The 20,163-nt window shown below is 38.7% G+C and carries 18 protein-coding genes; 12 read left to right on the forward strand and 6 right to left on the reverse strand.

Annotated features, from left to right (window positions below; translation table 11 throughout):
- Nucleotides 1–212 precede the first annotated feature (212 nt).
- Complete coding sequence (locus J7E63_RS07420) at nt 213–614, forward strand: NUDIX hydrolase (RefSeq protein WP_215010872.1); 402 nt, start codon at nt 213–215, stop codon at nt 612–614.
- 157 nt (nt 615–771) lie between these two features.
- Here the strand turns inward: J7E63_RS07420 and J7E63_RS07425 are convergent, their stop codons facing one another.
- Nucleotides 772–2,178, reverse strand: coding sequence for a LysM peptidoglycan-binding domain-containing protein (locus J7E63_RS07425; RefSeq protein WP_215010873.1), 1,407 nt, complete (start codon nt 2,176–2,178; stop codon nt 772–774).
- A 627-nt stretch (nt 2,179–2,805) separates the two neighbouring features.
- Here J7E63_RS07425 and J7E63_RS07430 point away from each other — a divergent pair.
- The 5 genes from J7E63_RS07430 to sdaAA all read left to right on the forward strand — a co-directional run bounded on the left by J7E63_RS07430 (nt 2,806) and on the right by sdaAA (nt 8,413).
- Nucleotides 2,806–3,996, forward strand: a complete 1,191-nt coding sequence (locus tag J7E63_RS07430) for a glycine C-acetyltransferase (RefSeq protein WP_215010874.1) — start codon at nt 2,806–2,808, stop codon at nt 3,994–3,996.
- Between the two features lie 80 nt (nt 3,997–4,076).
- Nucleotides 4,077–5,057: an L-threonine 3-dehydrogenase gene (locus tag J7E63_RS07435; RefSeq protein WP_215010875.1), complete on the forward strand. Its 981-nt coding sequence runs from the start codon at nt 4,077–4,079 to the stop codon at nt 5,055–5,057.
- A 167-nt stretch (nt 5,058–5,224) separates the two neighbouring features.
- Complete coding sequence (locus tag J7E63_RS07440) at nt 5,225–6,622, forward strand: amino acid permease (protein ID WP_215010876.1); 1,398 nt, start codon at nt 5,225–5,227, stop codon at nt 6,620–6,622.
- Nucleotides 6,623–6,798: 176 nt separating this feature from the next.
- A complete protein-coding gene (sdaAB, locus tag J7E63_RS07445; protein WP_215010877.1) occupies nt 6,799–7,458 on the forward strand; it encodes an L-serine ammonia-lyase, iron-sulfur-dependent subunit beta in 660 nt (219 codons plus the stop codon).
- Between the two features lie 55 nt (nt 7,459–7,513).
- Nucleotides 7,514–8,413, forward strand: coding sequence for an L-serine ammonia-lyase, iron-sulfur-dependent, subunit alpha (gene sdaAA, locus J7E63_RS07450; protein WP_168240965.1), 900 nt, complete (start codon nt 7,514–7,516; stop codon nt 8,411–8,413).
- 130 nt (nt 8,414–8,543) lie between these two features.
- Here the strand turns inward: sdaAA and J7E63_RS07455 are convergent, their stop codons facing one another.
- Complete coding sequence (locus tag J7E63_RS07455; protein ID WP_215010878.1) at nt 8,544–9,635, reverse strand: low temperature requirement protein A; 1,092 nt, start codon at nt 9,633–9,635, stop codon at nt 8,544–8,546.
- A gap of 632 nt (nt 9,636–10,267) precedes the next feature.
- Here J7E63_RS07455 and J7E63_RS07460 point away from each other — a divergent pair.
- The 3 genes from J7E63_RS07460 to J7E63_RS07470 all read left to right on the forward strand — a co-directional run bounded on the left by J7E63_RS07460 (nt 10,268) and on the right by J7E63_RS07470 (nt 12,948).
- Nucleotides 10,268–11,017, forward strand: coding sequence for a GDSL-type esterase/lipase family protein (locus tag J7E63_RS07460; RefSeq protein WP_215010879.1), 750 nt, complete (start codon nt 10,268–10,270; stop codon nt 11,015–11,017).
- Nucleotides 11,018–11,218: 201 nt separating this feature from the next.
- A complete protein-coding gene (locus J7E63_RS07465; RefSeq protein WP_215010880.1) occupies nt 11,219–11,743 on the forward strand; it encodes a type 1 glutamine amidotransferase domain-containing protein in 525 nt (174 codons plus the stop codon).
- Between the two features lie 407 nt (nt 11,744–12,150).
- Entirely contained in the window at nt 12,151–12,948 is a 798-nt protein-coding gene (locus J7E63_RS07470) for an EcsC family protein (protein ID WP_215010881.1), read from the forward strand.
- A 65-nt stretch (nt 12,949–13,013) separates the two neighbouring features.
- On the opposite strand, the gene J7E63_RS07475 is transcribed toward J7E63_RS07470, so the two are convergent.
- Complete coding sequence (locus tag J7E63_RS07475; RefSeq protein WP_215010931.1) at nt 13,014–13,229, reverse strand: hypothetical protein; 216 nt, start codon at nt 13,227–13,229, stop codon at nt 13,014–13,016.
- The gene (locus J7E63_RS07480) at nt 13,201–16,326 is read right to left on the reverse strand and encodes an efflux RND transporter permease subunit (protein WP_215010882.1); all 3,126 of its coding nucleotides are present in this window, start codon (nt 16,324–16,326) and stop codon (nt 13,201–13,203) included. The genes J7E63_RS07475 and J7E63_RS07480 overlap by 29 nt, the downstream gene beginning before the upstream one ends.
- 277 nt (nt 16,327–16,603) lie before the next feature.
- On the opposite strand from J7E63_RS07480, the gene pssA reads away from it, so the two are divergent.
- Both pssA and J7E63_RS07490 read left to right on the forward strand, forming a co-directional pair.
- Complete coding sequence (gene pssA / locus J7E63_RS07485) at nt 16,604–17,095, forward strand: CDP-diacylglycerol--serine O-phosphatidyltransferase (RefSeq protein ID WP_214717757.1); 492 nt, start codon at nt 16,604–16,606, stop codon at nt 17,093–17,095.
- Between the two features lie 192 nt (nt 17,096–17,287).
- Entirely contained in the window at nt 17,288–18,586 is a 1,299-nt protein-coding gene (locus J7E63_RS07490; protein ID WP_215010883.1) for a VTT domain-containing protein, read from the forward strand.
- Nucleotides 18,587–18,678: 92 nt separating this feature from the next.
- On the opposite strand, the gene J7E63_RS30720 is transcribed toward J7E63_RS07490, so the two are convergent.
- Both J7E63_RS30720 and J7E63_RS07495 read right to left on the reverse strand, forming a co-directional pair.
- Nucleotides 18,679–18,873 (reverse strand): Spo0E family sporulation regulatory protein-aspartic acid phosphatase, encoded by a 195-nt coding sequence (locus J7E63_RS30720; RefSeq protein WP_483861481.1) that lies wholly within the window; start codon nt 18,871–18,873, stop codon nt 18,679–18,681.
- A gap of 553 nt (nt 18,874–19,426) precedes the next feature.
- On the reverse strand, nt 19,427–19,564 hold the full coding sequence (locus J7E63_RS07495) for a hypothetical protein (protein WP_214717761.1): 138 nt from the start codon (nt 19,562–19,564) through the stop codon (nt 19,427–19,429).
- Nucleotides 19,565–19,924: 360 nt separating this feature from the next.
- Here J7E63_RS07495 and J7E63_RS07500 point away from each other — a divergent pair.
- The coding region (locus tag J7E63_RS07500) for a hypothetical protein (protein WP_215010884.1) at nt 19,925–20,163 on the forward strand (239 nt) is incomplete at its 3' end.

Consider the following 20,163-nt stretch of genomic DNA (forward strand, 5'->3'; position numbering starts at 1 on the left):
TAGGTCGTTTTTCAACAGTTAATTTATAAATTTGAAGGTATGAATACTTATTTATCAAGGGTTGAAGGCACTTTTAATCAAACGATTGGTTGAAAGGGGAATTTTGGGAAAATAGGCGAGTTGTGTCCTTTCATGGATCGGTTATGTGAAAGAAGGGGAATCGAAAAAGGCAGCGAATTGATTAGGTATTCTATAGTAATGTGAGGTCTGATATGCCAACTCCAAAACATATTGTTTCAGCTGCAACTATTGTACTTAATGAGCAGGGGGAAATTTTATTAATTAAAGGTCCACGAAGGGGATGGGAAATGCCTGGTGGTCAGGTTGAAGAAGGAGAATCATTGAAGGATGCAGCAATCAGGGAAACAAAAGAAGAAAGCGGAATAGATATTGAAGTGATTAAATTTTGTGGTATATATCAAAATGTGAGCCAATCGATATGTAGTGCATTATTTTTGGGGATACCAACCGGAGGAGAGCTGACCACTTCCTCAGAAAGTTTGGAAGTTGGTTTCTTTCCAGTTGAAGAAGCATTGGAAATGGTCACTTGGAATAATTTCAGGCAAAGAATCGAGTATAGTTTAAACGAAAAACTTCATCCTTTTTATGTGTAGTGTTGATTTAGGTTTTTTTAAGTGTAGTTGTTAAAAGAATGGAACGGACAGGAGTTACAGTTGGTTTTTCTTTGGAGAATATTTCAGTAATCAGCGCTAACTCGGAAATATTCACTTATGAACAATCAGTCCATGCTAGAACTGATTGTTCATAAAATTATTTTTTGATATTGAAATTATCAGCTAACAACGTCCAGTTCGACGGATACGGATAGCCTAATGCCCAGTAACTAATTCCGCGGAGATTAAATTCCTTAGCCAAGTCGAACTTGGCTTGGGCGCTGCGGGCATCTTCAAACCAAACTTCATGGCCACGGCCTTTTTCATCGACGTAACGGAAAAATGGTGATTGGGTGGTGTCATCATATTGAATCGATGCCCCGTATTTTACCGCACGCGCAATCGCTTCTTGTGTACTAAATGTTTCTGCTTCTTGTCCTTTAACATATGGAAGGAGCCAATCACGGGCATAAATTTGGAACCCTAAGAATATTTTTTCTGCCGGCATAACGGTCCGCGCATATTCCACGACACGTCTCATTTGGTTGATAGGAGAGATCGCCTGTGGCGGCCCTAATCGGTATCCCCATTCATAGGTCATCAGCACGACAAAGTCTACAATCCTACCATGTGCTTCATAATCATGTGCTTCATACAGCAGACCCGCTTGTGTCGCACTTTGCTTGGGTGCAACTGCCGTTGAGACAAAATATCCTCGCGGATGAAGACGGTCCACGGTTAGTTGGAGGAATAGATTGTAATTTTCGCGATCGGCTGGTAACACATTTTCAAAATCAATGTTTACGCCCTTATACCCTTTTTCATCCATAATCCGAAGCATATTTGTTAGTACTTTTTCGCGTAATTCTGGACTAGATAAAAGGGTATGAGCCACGTTTGAGCCAGCTGCAGTTGAAGTAAAGTTTGTAATCGACATCATCGGTGTGACATTACTTGTTTTTGCTGCTTGTAGGGTTAACTCATCATGAGCTGGAGTGAGATCCCCATTTTCATTGATTAGGTAAGCAAATGGACTGATATACGTGAGCAAATGGCTAAGTTCCTTAACCGTTTCAGCCGCTGCTTGATCGGGTTGGTAGGTATAGGCATTGACTTCGATGGTTGGTTTCTTGATTGGTATTCTTAACCGTGTACCGGAATAAATGAGGTTTGGATTTTGAATCTGATTTTCAATGATAATCGCTTGGACTGTCACCCCGTAACGATTCGCAATTTGCCATAAGGTTTCCCCAGCTTGAGTCACATGTATCCGTGGAGGGATAATTAGTTTTGTCCCCGGATATAAAAGAGACGGATTTGTGAGTTGATTTGCCTGGATAATCGAGTTAATTTCCACCCCATACTGTTGTGAAATTGACCACAATGTATCACCGGATCTAATGATGTGTGATGTCCCGGGGACTGGGATTACAAGCGATTGGCCAACTAACAGCTGGTTCGGGTTTTGGAGCCCATTTGATTGAACAATTCCATTCATATTTACTTTGTAGCGTGCAGCAATTTGCCAAAGTGTTTCACCGCTCCGGACCACATGGATCACCATCTGCCACTCCTCCTGTTTCACTTCAATAATGTAACTTATGTGGGTTAGAAGGATTGGGTAAATTGTCTATATAAATTAATGGGCATGATCCTCAAAGAAACGAAATGAACAATTAAATCACATTGACAATAAATTGGATTAAGTTTCAGAACAAAAATCGATAAAAATGGATTAGAATAACTCGACTATTTTTAAAGAATGGAAACGAAACATTCTTTTGGAAAATAAAAGCAGTAATTTCTAACTTAATAAATAAAACCCTTTATGCATCTAGGTCTCTTTAATAGCAGCACATTAGTCTGAATGATTAGTTTTTTGTAATAGTATTGACAGTTTTTCGACATAATTATAGAATTACATTGAAATATATGAATCTATGCATTTCTAATACGGTTGATCTGGGGATCAACTAAACCAGCTTATTATTACACTTCCCATTCCATAGCATAACATCTTGCGTTCAAAAGTAGGATTGAAAAATTTCGGGAGTAATTTTCGTGATGTAATTGTTTTTTTTGCACTCGTTTGAAACCGTTTCCAATTTTTTTGATAATAAATTCACGATGAAACAAAACGAATAGGTGTTATGTGAAGAAACTGAAGGGTAATTTAAAAGGAGGAATTATTTTGGCAAAAAAGGTTTTAGCGGATTTCTTAACGCCCCAACTGAACGAGTTGCGGGAAAACGGCCTCTACAATGTCATTGATACTGTAGAAGGACCAAACGGCCCTATAGTTACCATCAATGGCAAATCATTAATCAATATGTCATCCAATAACTATCTTGGCCTTGCCAATAATGAAAGAATGAAGCAAAAAGCGCATGAAGCAATCGAAGAGTATGGGTTAGGGGCCGGTGCGGTCCGTACAATCAATGGTACATTGACAATCCATAATGAATTGGAGAAAACAATTGCCAAGTTCAAGCATACCGAAGCTGCCATTGCCTTCCAATCCGGGTTCAATTGCAATATGGGTGCTATTTCAGCCCTGATGACAAAGAAGGATGCCATTCTCTCGGATGAATTGAACCATGCATCGATTATTGATGGGTGCAGATTGTCAGGAGCGAAAATTATCCGCGTCAAGCACCAGGACATGGACGATTTGCGTCGAGTAGCGAAAGAGACAATTGAAAGCGGTTTATACGAAAAAGTCATGTACATCACAGACGGAGTTTTTTCAATGGACGGTGATGTAGCAAAGCTTCCGGAAATCGTCGAAATTGCTGATGAGTTTGGGTTAATCACTTATGTAGATGATGCCCATGGTTCTGGTGTAATGGGTAACGGTGCTGGTACGGTTAAGCATTTTGGCCTCTCAGACCGAATTGACTTACAGATTGGGACCCTTTCAAAAGCGATTGGCGTCGTAGGCGGATATGTAGCAGGTACAGAGCAGCTGATTGACTGGCTGAAAGTCCGTGCACGTCCATTCCTGTTTTCAACCTCATTGACTCCGGGAGATGCTGCCGCCTGTATCGAAGCGATCAATATCATGACCGAATCGACAGAAAAAGTTGAAAAGCTTTGGGAAAACGGAAGATACCTAAAAGAAGGCTTAAAGAACCTTGGTTTCGAAATTGGACATTCCGAAACACCAATTACCCCATGCATCATAGGAAAAGAAGATCTGACCCAATTATTTTCGCGCAGGCTGATGGAAGAAGGCGTTTATGCAAAATCAATCACCTTCCCAACAGTTCCTAGAGGTACAGGCAGAGTTAGAAATATGCCTACTGCTGCGCATACCAAGGAAATGCTTGATGAGGTTTTGGCAGTCTATGGAAAAATAGGTAAAGAATTGTCTATTATTTAAACGTTTACAATTTCACCAAGGATAAAAGTGTTCTTGCTTCAGTAAAATAAGGGTAAATAAACCTCAGGAGGTCCCGTCATATGAAAAAAATTCTTATTACTGGCTGTCTCGGCCAAATCGGTTCGGAATTGACACACCGTCTCAGAGTAATGTACGGAACAGAAAACGTTGTTGCAACAGATATTCGCCATATCGAAGGCAATCCAGTCATCGAGGGTGGTACATTTGAAATACTTGATGTTATGGATTACGAAGCAATGCTAGGCCTTTGCAAAAAATATGAAGTTGATACCCTCATGCATCTTGCAGCCCTTTTGTCGGCAGTAGGAGAAGCAAAACCAAAATTCGCATGGGACCTGAATATGGGTGGCCTGATGAACGCCCTTGAAGTTTCACGTGAGCTAAACCTGAAACTCTTTATACCGAGCTCCATCGCTGCTTTCGGACCAGGAACACCGGCAGAAATGACACCACAGGATACGGTACAAAGACCAGCTACTATGTATGGCGTCACAAAGGTATCCGGTGAATTGCTTTGCGACTACTATTTTACAAAATACGGTGTAGACGTACGCGGAGTAAGGTTCCCTGGACTGATTTCATACAAAACTCTTCCAGGCGGGGGAACAACCGACTACGCAGTAGATATTTACTATGAAGCACTTAAGAATAAGAAATATATATCATTCATTGGCAAAGGAACCTATATGGATATGATGTATATGCCTGATGCGATCGATGCTATCATTCAATTGATGGAGGCTGATCCTTCAAGATTGAAGCACCGCAATGCATTTAACATCACAGCCATGAGCTTTGAGCCGGAACAAATTGCTGCATCCATTAGAAAATTCATTCCTGAATTCGAAATCTCATACAATGTTGACCCTGTACGCCAAGGCATCGCAGACTCATGGCCAAATAGCCTTGATGTATCTGCTGCACGCGAGGAATGGGATTTCAATCCTAAATATAACCTGGACCGTATGACAAAAGATATGTTGGAAAACCTATCAGAGAAATTAGGCATTCCCTTTAGGGAGCTTGCACTAGCCTATTAATTATTACCTTTCTTTCCCAAAACTATTTTATGAAATCTGGGGTAAAGGAAAACGCTCTCTTCTATAAAAACTATTATAATTCATCTGCGGAAAAAAGACAAATGTATTTTCCGGATGGACGCGTTCGTGTATATTAGAAATTTGACAATAAAGAGGGGGAAATTTAAATGGCAAACAAGGAATTAAATAGGGGTTTAAGTTCACGCCATATTCAGATGATTGCGTTGGGCGGAACGATTGGTGTAGGTCTATTTATGGGGTCTTCCAGCACGATAGGCTGGACGGGGCCATCCGTAATGCTTGCTTATGCAATTACAGGAATATTTCTATATTTGATTATGCGCGCCATGGGCGAAATGCTCTATTTGGAACCAAGTACAGGTTCCTTCGCAACATTTGGCTATAAGTATATCCATCCAATAGCGGGATATATGACTGCCTGGAGTAACTGGTTTCAGTGGGTAGTTGTCGGTATGGCGGAAGTTATCGCAATCGGTACTTATATGCATTATTGGTTTCCAAATCTTCCTGCTTGGATTCCAGGCCTAATCGCAATGGTTATCCTTGGGGCGGCTAACTTTATTTCTGTAAAATCATTTGGTGAATTCGAATTTTGGTTTGCTTTGATTAAAGTAGTTACGATTGTATTGATGATTATTGCAGGTTTCGGCCTGATTTTCTTCGGCATTGGCAACGGAGGAGATGCGATCGGCATATCAAACCTCTGGAAAAATGGCGGTTTCTTTACTGGCGGACTTAAAGGGTTCCTCTTTGCCCTATCACTTGTTGTTGGTGCTTATCAAGGTGTAGAGCTTATCGGTATTACAGCTGGTGAAGCGAAGGATCCACAGAAAACAATTAGAAACGCGATCCAAAGTACTATTTGGCGTATCCTCGTTTTCTATATTGGCGCAATTTTTGTTATTGTTACAGTTTATCCTTGGGATCAATTACATGCGATCGGAAGCCCATTCGTAGCAACTTTTGCAAAAATCGGTATTACTGCTGCAGCTGGAATCATTAACTTTGTGGTTATCACTGCTGCATTGTCTGGCTGTAACAGCGGTATCTATAGCGCAGGGCGCATGCTTTATACACTTGGAGTCAATGGACAAGCTCCAAAAGCGTTTGCGAAGGTTTCAAGTAATGGGGTGCCTTTATTCGGTACAATTGGCGTACTAATCGGCCTTGGCTTTGGAGTTGTTTTAAGTTATATTGCACCTGAAAAACTGTTTGTGTACGTCTATGCTTCAAGTGTTCTTCCTGGGATGGTTCCTTGGTTTGTCATTCTGATCAGCCAAATCAAGTTCAGGAAAGTCCATGCTGAAAAAATGGCGGCTCATCCATTCAAAATGCCTTTTGCGCCTGTCACTAACTATGTGACAATTGCCTATCTGGTAGCGGTCCTTGTCGGTATGTGGTTCAATGAAGACACTCGTGTATCGCTGATTGCGGGTATTGTGTTCTTGGCTATTGTGGTCATCAGCTTTTATGCTTTCGGAATTAACAAGCGTGTACCTGCGGATCTTCAAGCAGAGGATCTGACGGAGAGGAAAGCGATCTAAACTCCTGACTGTTTGATTGTAGGAGAAACGGAAGGGTATAAGGAAGCTGTTAATATAAGAAGCAGTAAATAGGGACAGTTTTCATCAATTGTCCCTATTTTTCTTGCAGGCTGCATGCTGAAAACAAACGGAACATCTATGTAGAGAATCTTAATTATAGAACTCAGGTGAAAACAATGAAGTATCGATCAGCATTTGAAATCATTGGTCCGATTATGATTGGGCCTTCCAGTTCACATACAGCTGGTGCAGTCCGGATTGGCCGCGTTGCCCGAACCCTATTCGAGGGCCAGCCGAAAAAGGCTGTTCTATCGCTTTACGGCTCATTTGCAAAAACGTATAAAGGACATGGAACAGACTTGGCTCTTGTGGCGGGCTTATTGGATTTTGATACGTTCGACGAGCGGATACCCGACACATTGGATATAGCGGAACAATTGGGTATGGAGGTCATCTTTCAAGAGGAAGAGGCCATTACAGAACATCCAAACACAGTAAAGATTAATCTTTTTGATGAAGATAAAGAGTTGGAGATTATCGGCATCTCCATTGGCGGAGGAACCATTGAAATAACTGAAATCAATTCGTTCAAACTAAAATTATCGGGTGACCCTGCAATACTGGTCATTCATAATGACCGTTTTGGAGTAATCAGCTCTGTAACATCCATTCTTTCGCAAAATAAAATAAACATCAGTCATATGGAAGTGTCCAGGAAAGATAAAGGCGACATGGCAATCATGGTAATTGAGTCCGATGAAAAGCTAGATGACCAGGTAATCAACGGGGTGCAAAAGCTGGATAACGTTATAAGTGTAATCCGTATGGTTGTATAAATAGGTGTTTTCGGGCACGAACATAAATTAATAGAAGACAGCAGGGGGAAATCCTATGTTTCGTAATGTAGCTGAACTTGTTTCGCTGGCGGAACAACGACAGGTTAAAATAGCCGAAATTATGATTCGGCAGGAAATAGAAGTTACTGGCCTTTCCCGTGAAGATGTGATTGCCAAAATGGATCAGAACCTGACGGTAATGGAACGGGCTATCGAACGGGGCTTAAATGGAGTAAAATCACGCACAGGACTCACAGGCGGAGATGCAGTATTGCTGCAAAACTATATTCAGAGCGGAAAGTCCCTTACAGGCACATTGCTGTTGGATGCGGTGAGCAAGGCGGTTGCAACGAATGAAGTCAATGCAGCAATGGGCATCATTTGTGCCACCCCAACTGCCGGTTCGGCCGGGGTTGTCCCGGGTACATTATTTGCGGTTAAGGATAAACTCAATCCAACTAGGCAGGAAATGATTGAATTTTTATTTACGGCAGCGGCGTTTGGATTTGTCGTTGCAAACAATGCGTCCATTTCAGGGGCTGCAGGCGGTTGCCAGGCAGAGGTAGGTTCGGCTTCAGGTATGGCTGCAGCTGCAATCGTTGAAATGGCTGGCGGTACGCCAAAGCAATCAGCAGAAGCGATGGCCATCACCTTGAAAAATATGCTGGGTCTTGTTTGCGACCCGGTTGCCGGCCTCGTTGAAGTGCCTTGCGTGAAACGGAATGCAATGGGTGCATCGAATGCCTTAACAGCAGCCGATATGGCCCTTGCCGGGATAACCAGCAGGATTCCATGTGACGAAGTCATTGGAGCCATGTATGCAATTGGACAGTCAATGCCGGCTTCTTTAAGGGAAACAGCCGAAGGCGGACTAGCGGCTACCCCGACCGGACGTAGGCTTGAAGCGGAAATCTTTGGCCAGCCTAAAGTAAAACTGATTGATTATTTAGTATAACTACTTCAAAAAGCTGCCGGTAATTCTAGGCAGCTTAATTTTTGGTATCTATGAAGGAGAAACGGAATGCAAAAGGTCAAGAACAACTTTTGAAATCACTGGCACTTTTTCAAGCCGAGTCCGTATTTTATTAAGTGGTTGTAAATTTAGCATAGATGATAAAAAATAGAGTTAATTCTCCCATTATGACAATGTTTGGAACTACCATGATCAAATTAATAATAAAAAAGGCTGCTAAAATCCCTAAAAACAACCCTAAATGATAAATTTTCAGACGGTGTTGTTCATACCTGTATTGATGAAAAACAATGGTAGTTGAAATGAAATAGAGCAATACAGAACTAAATACAAAATATACGATAAATGAATAATGGACCTCATATAAAAACATCAGTTTGATAGATGCTGCAATCATGCTCAACGACATTAGAATAAACAGATGTCCGTAAATAATAGTTTGTCCTGCCCCATGAATCGACTTATCTACCTTCTTTTCTACATTATCAAAATATTGCCACCACATCGAAATAATAAGGATAAATGAAATAATCGAAAATGAGATCGAATTCCAATCACCTTTTTGGGGCTGTAGTACAAATAGGGTGCTGACGACCGATTCTCCAAAAAGGATTAATGTCAATAAAGCAAATCGTTCTAATAAATGAGCCGTATTGGTCAGGGCTTTTACCAAATACTTGCGTCCGAAAACAGGCACAATAACATCGACAATAATTCCTGCATATAACACAGCGTATCGAATCCACGAATCAAAAAAGATAGAGAGAAATGAGATGAGGACTCCAATCCCAAAACATGTTCCTAAAAACCGAGCAGCCGTTTTTCTATCCCCTTCTTCTAGATTCTGAACAACAAGATATTGAATTGCCGTTAGTGCCCTTACTCCAATATAGCCGATAAGAAAAGGGAGATAGTATTGATCAAAATCTTCCGATAAGCTGGATGTCATAACAAGGACAAATAACATTTGAAGAATTATAAAGATACGTTGATGCAAAAAATCTTGTCCAAACCGATTGATAAACATTGTTTGTCCAGTCCAAGACCACCATATCGGGATAAACATTAGAGCAAACTTTAATAGATATTCTGGATAAATATAACCTTTTTCAACATGAAGTAAAACATGAGTAGTAGTTGCAACTGCTGCTACAAATAGCAAGTCATAAAAAAGTTCTAACCACGTCACTTTTTTTTCTTCCATAAATTTTCAACTCCTTCTGCCACCTATTAAAACAAATGGAATCTTCCGATTATGATCGTCCAAAGGATCAAAGTTAAGATTGGCATGGAGATTAGGGTGATTAACCACGCTCTTTCAAAAAGGTTATAGCCTTTTTTCTCCGCAAACCATTCAGACCATAGGATCAGGAGATAAAGGGAGATGAACTCTAGCGTAATAGTTAATAACTTATAGATTACAAAATTGAAGAAGCCATGATTGTCCATGCTAATCCCCTTTCGCTTGTACATGTTTATTCGTTTACAGGCGAAAGTATTATAAAAACTAAGGTTTGGTGTCAGGCACCATAAAAAAGGTTCCTACCCAAATGAGGAGGAATCTCCATTCGGTTAAACAATTTGATTCTATAAATATACTTTTATACAAAAAAATTGACAAATTCTGAACGGAATTTGTCGGTGAAGAGGTCATTTTCGTAGGAAAGGTTGAAATATGGGGTGAACTTTATTCCTGAGGACCCTGAGATGATGACTTTGCTCAAAAATAAAAATAAAAGATCAGATTTGTAGATTTTTGACTAAACATTCTTAATTACGAACATAACACCTCTTTGTTAAAATAGTAATGTACTTTATAACGAATGGAGAGGTGTTATGAAAATTAGTAAAAAATTCAAGAGTTTAGTATTAGTTGGCGCTTTACTTATGTCCTTACCCGTTAACGCTTTTGCAAAAGGCCCTGCAAACGCCGCAAAAAGTCCTCAAAAACCGGTCATTGATTATGTGGCCCTAGGGGATTCGCTCGCAGTAGGGTATACGCCCTTTGGTCCAGGTGATGTAGGATATCCTGATTACATTGCACAAGATTTTGAGAAAGAAAGTTACAAAGTTGATTATGATAATTATGCTGTCCCTGGCTATACTTCAGCCCAATTGTTGAAAGATGTCCTTTCTAACAAAGAGGTAAGGGCAGGAATTAAAGAAGCTGAGTACATTACCATTGATATTGGGGGAATTGACCTTCTAGGGGCTCTAAAGGCCGACCCAACTGGTAGTACTGCGCCAGCTGCAATTGCCCGTGCATCTCTGAATTTACAAGTTATTTTACAAACGATTGATAATTTAAACCGCCATGCGAAGGTTTATGTCATGGGTTATTACAATACCTTCCCTTATTTGCCTGCGGAGCAACAGGCCGGGCTGCTGCCATTGTTGTTTGCGTTTAATAGTAAAATCGAAACGCTATCCAAAGCCAATCACGATACGTATGTGCCGACTTACAATGTGATTGCATCAAACTATCCATTGTATCTTCCAAATCCATTTGACATTCATCTAAGTCTAGCAGGCTATCAAGTTGTTGCCGACCAGTTCTGGAAAGTAATTGATCCGACCTTACCATAGGGGAACTAACCAACAACCATTATGGATAAAAAGCAAAGAAGTAACCGCCCATCTATCTGGATTGGGCGGTTACTTTTTTTCCCACAAAGTGAGATATTTGGTGCAAAGGACAAATCCCTGTATAATCAAAAGAAATATGAAGCTACTGAATGATCCGATTCCAAGCATTAATACTCCCTCATTTGAAAGGAAAATAAACCCATGCGATTAGAAGGAAAGAAAGTAATAAGTCTCGTTCATAATGATTTTGAAGATTTAGAGTTATGGTATCCGATTCTCAGACTTCAGGAAGAGGGGGCAATCGTCCATCTTGCCGGAGAAAAAGCAAAGGAAAAATATATTGGTAAATACGGAGTACCTGCGATCTCTGATTTTGCCTATGGTGAGGTTAGCGCTAAAGACTATAATGCAATCTTAGTTCCAGGAGGATGGGCACCAGATAAAATCCGACGCTTCCCGGAAGTCCTTTCTCTGCTTCAGCAGATGAATGCGGATGAAAAGCCAATCGGACAAATCTGCCACGCAGGCTGGGTACTAGTTTCTGCAAAAATCCTTGATGGAAAAAAAGTAACCAGTACTCCTGGGATCAAAGATGATATGGAAAATGCAGGCGCGATTTGGTATGACGAACCCGTTGTAACGGACGGTCACCTGGTGTCCAGTCGTCGTCCACCGGATCTGCCTGACTATCTACGCGAATTTATTAATGTGTTAGAAAAGAAATAGTCATGGAAGGGAGATAGCGAGCAATAACTCGCTGTCTTTTTTTTGATTCCGTGACTTGTCATTCTCCGAACAATCTAGTCTTTTGGGGTCAGGTCTCATTTTCCTGAGGTCACGATTAACCCCTAATCGTTACCGTTAGTTCCTTTTTCCCGAGGTCACGGGCACAATTAACCTCTAATCGTTACCACGGATTGTTTTTTCTATGATTACGGGCAGAATAACTTTGCTAATTGATTTTTTTCGCGTAAATATTGGACTTTCCTAATGGGATGAAAGATGATGGTGTTTACACCTCGACCTAAAAAACCACAAACCCTGAAACCTTTCCATTGATCATACGTATGTTTTATTAATGAGAATAAGGGTAATTTTGTAGAAAATAAACAAACGAGGGTGACTCAGTATAAATGGAAACAAGAGATGAATTATTGAAAGAGCTAACTGTTATTGAGAAGTGGGAAAATGGCCAAAGCGATTTGTGGATTTGGGATCGCCTGGGACGACTGCCATTTAAGATTCTCGATAAAATCACTCCTCAATTCATCCACAATAAAGTGGGGAAATTACTTGAAGAGGTCGGTAACTATATTCAGACGGGCGGCAGCTATTTAATTAAAGAAGATAATCTATTTGGAAAAATTGAAAAAGAGACAGGTAAGCCGATTAACCAAATAGCTGATATCAAGGAGATCCCTTTAGCTGCCATGAATAAGATAAGCGAAGAGTTGACCGGTCAACGAAAGAAGTTTGCGACGATTCAAGGAGCGAGCACCGGAATCGGCGGGATTTTTACTCTTGCGATCGATGTTCCGGCTTTAATGGGCATTTCATTAAAAACGCTGCAGGAAATTGCTATCATTCATGGATATGATCCTAACGAAAAAAGCGAACGAATTTTTATAATTAAATGCCTGCAGTTTTCCTCAGCGGATATTGTCGGCAAACGTGCGATTTTGAATGAGCTTTCCAGCTATTATCAACAAGGGAGCGGGTCAGGTGAAATGATGTCGCAGCTGCAAGGCTGGCGTGAGGTTGTCTATACATACAGAGACCAGTTTGGGTGGAAGAAGCTGTTTCAAATGGTACCTATTGCTGGGATGATTTTTGGTGCATTTACAAACAGGTCAATGATTAATGACCTTGCTGAGACAGGGATTATGCTTTATAGGAAAAGAAGGATTCTTGAGAGGTTAGAACAGAAATAAGGTCAATCTTGATTGGGAGTAAGTTTGTTAGTAATAGAGACAGCATTTTTTACAGGTTACGTTTCCTATTGTAAAACTAAAATAGCACCGCAAAATGCGGTGCTATTTGTCATTTGTTTCTCCTGCCTTGGCTTCAAGGTACTGATTCTCTCCATTCCAGTAATGATTGGCATGGCGCGCTTTATTAATAATTGAGGAAACTCAAGATTTAGTGATGGTTGATGGACATCTTCACTATCCTTAAAAGATTTTTTAGCTGATACTTTTTTCTTTTGTTGCATTAATGTTTTTGATTCCTGCTTTTTTATGCAACCACTCGTAAATGATTGGTATGATAATAAAGCTGTTGATTGTCGATGTTACCATACCGCCAATTACGACAATGCCGAGTGTTTGAGAAATTACGGTATCTGCATTATGAGAAAAGGCAAGTGGTAACAAAGTAAGAACTGTTGCAGCTGCTGTCATTAAAATCGGTCGGATCCTAGAAAGACTTCCACTTAAAACAGCCTCTTTAACCGGCATACCCTCTTTTCTATTTTTTTCAATTTTATCAATTAACACAATACCATTTGTTACTACAATACCAGTAAGCATCAGAATACCAATTAATGCTGCTAAATTCCATTCTCCGTTGAATAGAATTAATGCTATTACGACACCACTTAAAGCAAGTGGGATGCTTAAAAGTACTGATAATGGTGCTCTCCATCCTTTGAAGATAAAAGAGGTAATAAGTAATACTAAAAGTATAGAAAATGCAACGGCAACAGACATATCGAAAATCATTTGTTTTACTTGTTCAGTGATTCCTCCCAATGAGTACGTTACATCTTTAGGAAGTTTCATGCTGCTTAGAGCCTTGTCTGCTTGGCTTGACACTTTACTAATATCATTTGATGTAATCTGTGCTGTCACAAGGGAGAATGGTTGACCATCTCTTTCGCTAATAGTAGAAGGAGTGGTATCTTTTGAAACTTTACCTAACTGATCAAAACGAACCATTTCGCCATTTGTTCCTTTAAAAGTTTCAGCAGCAAGAGATGCTAAAACATCATCCGCAGAAGCATTTAACGTTATAGTTGAATTTGTTCCTGTTGCAATCTGATCTAAATATTGATCCACAGGAAGTGCTTTATGGTCAACCGTAATCGTTGCATCTTTAGATGAAGACATATAACGATTAATGACCGTTAGAATGTCAGTAATTTTTACACCTTTATCATGAATTGCTTTTTGGTCAAATGTAACTTTGTATTTTGGTGAACCATTTGTTAAATCCACTTTTCCATCTACACTTAGGTTCACAATTTTTGATAAGTTCGTTCTTGCTTCTTGAGCTACTTGATCCAATGTTGCTTGGTCTGAACCTGTAAACAAGATACGCATTTGTGAATCATCACCAGAAATGTTCTGGCTTGTTACGGTATAAATAACATTTTTAGATATCGTTGGAAGCTGAGTTTGTAATTGTTTAATCACAGAATCCGCATCCTTGTCGTTTTTCAACACAACAGATAAATTTGCGACATTTGGATAGGTGATAAAACCTCCACCTTGGTCAAACACGTCATCACTTTGTGGTGTCATCGTCGAACCAAAATTTGCTGAATAAGCATCGACTTTTGGATTTTCCTTTAATGCTTTTTCGATTTTTTGTACTTCAGAATCTACTTGAATTAACGTGCTTCCTTTAGGTAATTCAGCCTTGATGGCGATTTGTCCAATTTTTCCACTAGGCAATAAACTTACTGGAAGAAATGCAGAATAGATGCCTGCACCTAAAAAGACTAAGATCGAAACAATAATCATCGCTTTTTTATGTTTAAAAGCTGATTGTAATAGTGGTTTCATTGTCGAATCTAGTTTGACCGTTTGTTTTGTAGAATTTCCACCTTTCCATCCCATAAAAACAAGAGCAGGGATGACAAGCATTGCTACAAAGAAAGATATGATGAGTGCAATCACAACGGACCAAGCAAATCCGCTATACGATGCACTGATTACTCCCCCAACAAAGGCGATCGGAATATAAACAGCAATGGTCGTTAACGTAGAACCCAATATCGCAGGAATCATTTCAACCACTGATGATGCAAGAATGAAAAGTAAGGATTTATCTTTCGATTCTTCCCGTTTTCGATACATGTTGTCTAAAATAACAATGGAATCATCGACAATACGACCCATGGCTACAATCAAACCTGAAACCGTTAAAATGTTTAATGTGATACCCATTGACTTTAAGAAGGCAGTTGTCGCTAACAATGAAATTGGCAGTGAAATCGCAATTAATAATGTGGATCTTACATTTCGGAAAAAGAAGAACACACAAATCATTGAGAATAAACAACCAAGTAAGCCTTCTCTAACTAATCCGAAAAGAGAGCTGTTTAATTCTTTTTCCCGGTCAAGTAAAACTTGGAAAGAAACATCGTTTGGATTTACCATATCCAAGCGAAGGTGTGAAACACGGTCCTTTACTTGATCTGTAACATCTGTGATATTTGCTGATGGTGTTTTGATTACATTTAAAGTAACACTTGGCGCTCCATTTGTTCTGGAGACGGTTTTAACGTCATTTAAGGAATGCGTTATGGTACCAAAGGCTGAAACAGGAATTACTTTTCCTTCCTTATTCTTAATGGTTGCGTTTTCCATTTGCTGCTCAGTTAATGGTAACCCATCAAAAGATACTGGGATTGATAATTGGTTGTTTACAATATTCCCCTGTGGCATGGATGGAACCGCCAAAGCAAACGATTTATTCACATCATCCAATGTTAATCCGTTTTTCACTAGGTCTTTCATGCGGACAGTTAATACATATCCATCTTTTGCTCCCCCAATTGCGGATACATCCGCTACACCAGGGACAGATTTTAATTGTTTAGCAATTTCCTGTGTTGCAGTGGAACGTAGTGTTTGTTCATCCAATGTTGAGCTTGTTAAACTGTAAGTCAAAATTGGGAATGAACTAGTTGTTAATCTTGTTACCGAAGGAGTGCTCGTAATAGTTGACGGAAGATCTGCATTTGCCAAGGCTTTGTTTACTTGATCTTCTGCTTGCTTCATGTCTGTATTCATTGGAAAATACAAACTCATAAATAATCCACCGTCATAAGAAGTGGTTTCAACATTGGATAAACCATCCACTGTTTTGACGGCACTTGATAAATTATCTGTCACTTGCTGTTTTACCTGAGCTGCTTGATATCCTGGTACCCTCATACTAACTGAAAGGGTAGTATTGTTAATCCCAGGCAAATAATCTCTTTGCATCTGGTAAGCAGATATACCGCCCCAACCCAAAATGATGACAACACACACAATCATAAGAATGCCTCTTTGCATGGTTGCCTCTACGAATTTTTTCATTGCTTTACCTCCCCCATCTTTTAAATAAAATTAACCCAAATAACCTTATCGTTTTCTGTCTTGAATTCAAGAATGGTATTGCAATCTAATTGGGCAATTTAAAGTTTACAAAACTAACTTGTACGCGCCCTTAATAAAAGATTAATTTTTCATTAAGATGGAAAAAGAAAATTTGTTCTTCACTTTGTTTTTATTTGCTTGTTTTTTTGAATAACGGAAGGATATATAGAAAATGCTACTTAAATGGGGAAGATTTGTCTTCGTTAGGGGGGCTACCTTGTTTAATCATATGGTAAAGGCTATACCTAATTTATTTACGATTGGAAATTTATTGTGCGGTGTTCTTTCAATTACCTCTAATATGAGTGGCTTTTTTGAACTAGCCTCCATTTTTATTTTCTTATCGGCAGTCTTAGATCTTCTTGACGGAAGAATAGCGAGAAAATTAAAAGTGAATAGTGAATTTGGCGTAGAATTAGATTCTTTAGCTGATATTGTTAGCTTCGGAGTTGCTCCTGCACTTCTATTTCATTCGATAGCAGCGCCCTCCATTTTAACTTCATTGGCATTTATCCTTTTCCCAACAATGGGGGCATTGAGATTAGCTAAATTTAGTGTTAAACCAACCATTGGATATTTTAAAGGATTACCTATTCCCGCTGCTGGATTGCCATTGGCTGGTATGGGATTGTTTTTATATAGCAATGCATGGATCACCTTAATCCTCGCTCTCTTAATGGTAAGTCCAATTAGGGTTAAAAAACTTTAATTTATTATCCATTGTAAAAAAGCTAGTAACCTTTTCGAAAAGGGAATAGCTTTTTTATTTTATCTATTATCCTTTTTGTTCTCTCAAAACAAGATTAAGAATTCATTAAGATGGAAAATGAAATCATTTATCGTGCTACATTGTATTTAGAACTAAAGTTGAAGGAATATTTATTTTAATGGAGGCATTTACTTGTCATACTTAATCACTTTATTTGAACAGCACAGTTATCTGATTCTATTTTTAGGAATCTTTCTAGAACTTATGGCCCTGCCTATTTCAGGCGAATTTTTAATGAGCTATGCTGGGTATTTTGTATTTCAGGGAAAAATGAATTACCTTTTGGCTCTCATGACTGTCTTTGTTTCAGGGGGGGCGGGAATTACTGTAACCTATTGGATTGGAAAGGCAGGTGGCTATAAACTTATTGAAAAATACGGCAAATATATTCACCTTGGACCAGAAAGATATAAAAAAACAGCTGCTTGGTTTGAACGTTCAGGTAGTAAATTGCTGGTCTTTGCCTATTTCATTCCTGGGATTAGGCATTTCACTGGTTATATTTCTGGGATTTCTAGAATGCCATTTCGAAAATTTATAGTTCCTGCATATATCGGTTCATTTTTATGGGGATTCTGTTTTATTACATTAGGAAAAGTACTGGGACCTCGCTGGGAGGCTTTCCATCAAGCAGCAAGAAAATATTTTCTTATTTTTATTATTGTTATAGCAGTATTTCTAGCTGGGTATTTGGTCTATCGGTTTAATAAAAATCATATTAAAAAATTATTTATTAGTTTGTTAACATGGCTAATTAATCGACTAAAAACTATAAGAAAAACAGAGATCTTTCTTACTTTTCTCACTTTAGTTTTAATTGGTATGGTGACCTTGATGCTGGGAATGGCTCAAGATTATTTATTCAATGAGTTTACTCAGTTTAATGAAATAGCGGAATATATGGTTACATCTGTTATTTATATGAGTTGGATGAAGGGGTTTCTAGTATTTCAATCTCTGTATGCTATTTGTGCAATGATCGGCATAACCATCATCCGTATTTGGAAAAAAGGAGAGAACAGGATCCTAGAGTATCTTCTTCTCATCGTTGCAATTTTAGGAGCTAGGCTGTTTCATGAATCCATCATGCAGATTTTTTCCTATCTTCAATCATTAGGGTTTGTAGGAAAATTTCATTCAGATAATTTTCCTGATATAAGTGCCACTTTAACAATCATTATTTATGGGACATGCATATTTTTACTTGTCCGTCATCCAAAAATGACTATTACGCCAGTATTAGGCCCTTTATTTACTTTAGTTTTATTAATGGGGTTAACCATAGCAAATATTGCATCCACCGAAATACTCCCGAGTGATATTGTTGGGGGCTATGTTTATGGGAGTGTCTGGATATTTTTTAACTTCTTGTTTTTTGAAATGATTCGGATTGTATTGGAAAAAAGTGAAAATGAAAATCAATACATTTAAAGTCATCATGGTTAAGAGGAAATTTCAAACAAACAAAAACCCCCATATCTACAAAAGTAGGTAAGAGGGTTTTTGAATGTCTCATGCCATTCCTAATTCATTAGATTTACGGTTTTTTCCTCAAAGTATTTATTCATAAGTAAATTAAGTCTGATTGAAAGTGTAATATATTCGGAACTGCTTGGACCTATTTGATTATATATTTCGCTTAGTTTCGTTTTAAGAGTAACTATTTCCTGTAAAAGTTCCATGTTTTCAATTTGAGCAGATTCGATTGCTTCCATCATACACCTCGTAAAATAATATTTTTTTCCAACAATGGTTTGGAAGGCATGATGACTTGATTCCTTATTCTTCGTCTTCTAATGATAATACGATTCCAATCCCATTCTGATAGTAACATAGTGGATTTTTCATGTGAACAGGGAATGAAATAGTAAAAATATTTGAAAAAAGGTAAATAATATTGGTATATCAAGTGTTCTCCAATAGCAATTTGTAACCGCTTGAAAATAAACAAATACTGAATTAAGCGGATTACGATTAACTGCGAACAAGTTATATTGTAATAACATCAAAATTAAAATAAAAATATTATAAAAATTAAAAATAATTTAGATAAGGTATGCATAAAGTTTCTTAAAAAAATATCCGGCAAGATGCCGGATCTACAAAATATATTAAAAGGGGGTCATGAAAAAGAAAAAGTTAAATGTTGTCCTCTTCATGTATTAATCGTACTACTTAATCATGAACAAACTATGAATAAACCGTTTAGATTTTATTAAAAAAGTTAAATTCAAACCTATTTATGGGAATTGGGCTCTGCTTACTAGATCGTTAGATACCGTTTGCTAGGATTGTTACAAATGCACTTAGTAGAACAGTTCCTATGGCTATAAAACTATAAGTAAGGTTCTTTTTGCGCTTTTTCTTTTCCAGCATTTCTTCTGTGGTGAGCCAGTAATTTTTTGACATCTATTTTACTCCTTTATGCTATTATAAAAATTCACTATATACCTGATGTTTATCTGTTTTTCCAAAATGATATTATACTATAATTTTAAAAAGATGGAAAGTGGATTTTAGGTAGTGAATATATGGATGCTGAGGGGTAAATTCTATTCTAGTCTATAAATGTGATCCTTGGATTGGTGTACACGACCTTATGAGAACAAGAGGGGGTTCATTTTGTCATATCCATGGCTCAGCAGCTTCATTTGCAGGATCCCTTTAGTTTTTTACATAAGAATCGGTGGGTATTTCGCCTAATTTATAGGTAAAATAAGCTCCCATATTTTCTTTTAGCATATTATGCAAAAGAAAGTAGGTGAAAACATGGCATTAGGTTCACAAGGTATGATGTCATTCCCCGGAATGGGAATGAGTGGTTCCCCAGGAATGGGAATGGGCGGATTTCCCGGAATGGGAATGAGCGGATCACCAGGAATGGGAATGGGCGGTTTCCCCGGAATGGGGATGAGCGGTTCCCCAGGAATGGGAATGGGCGGTTTCCCCGGAATGGGGATGAGCGGATCACCAGGAATGGGAATGGGCGGTCAACCAGGCATGGGGAT

This window comes from Bacillus sp. ISL-75, assembly GCF_018613095.1.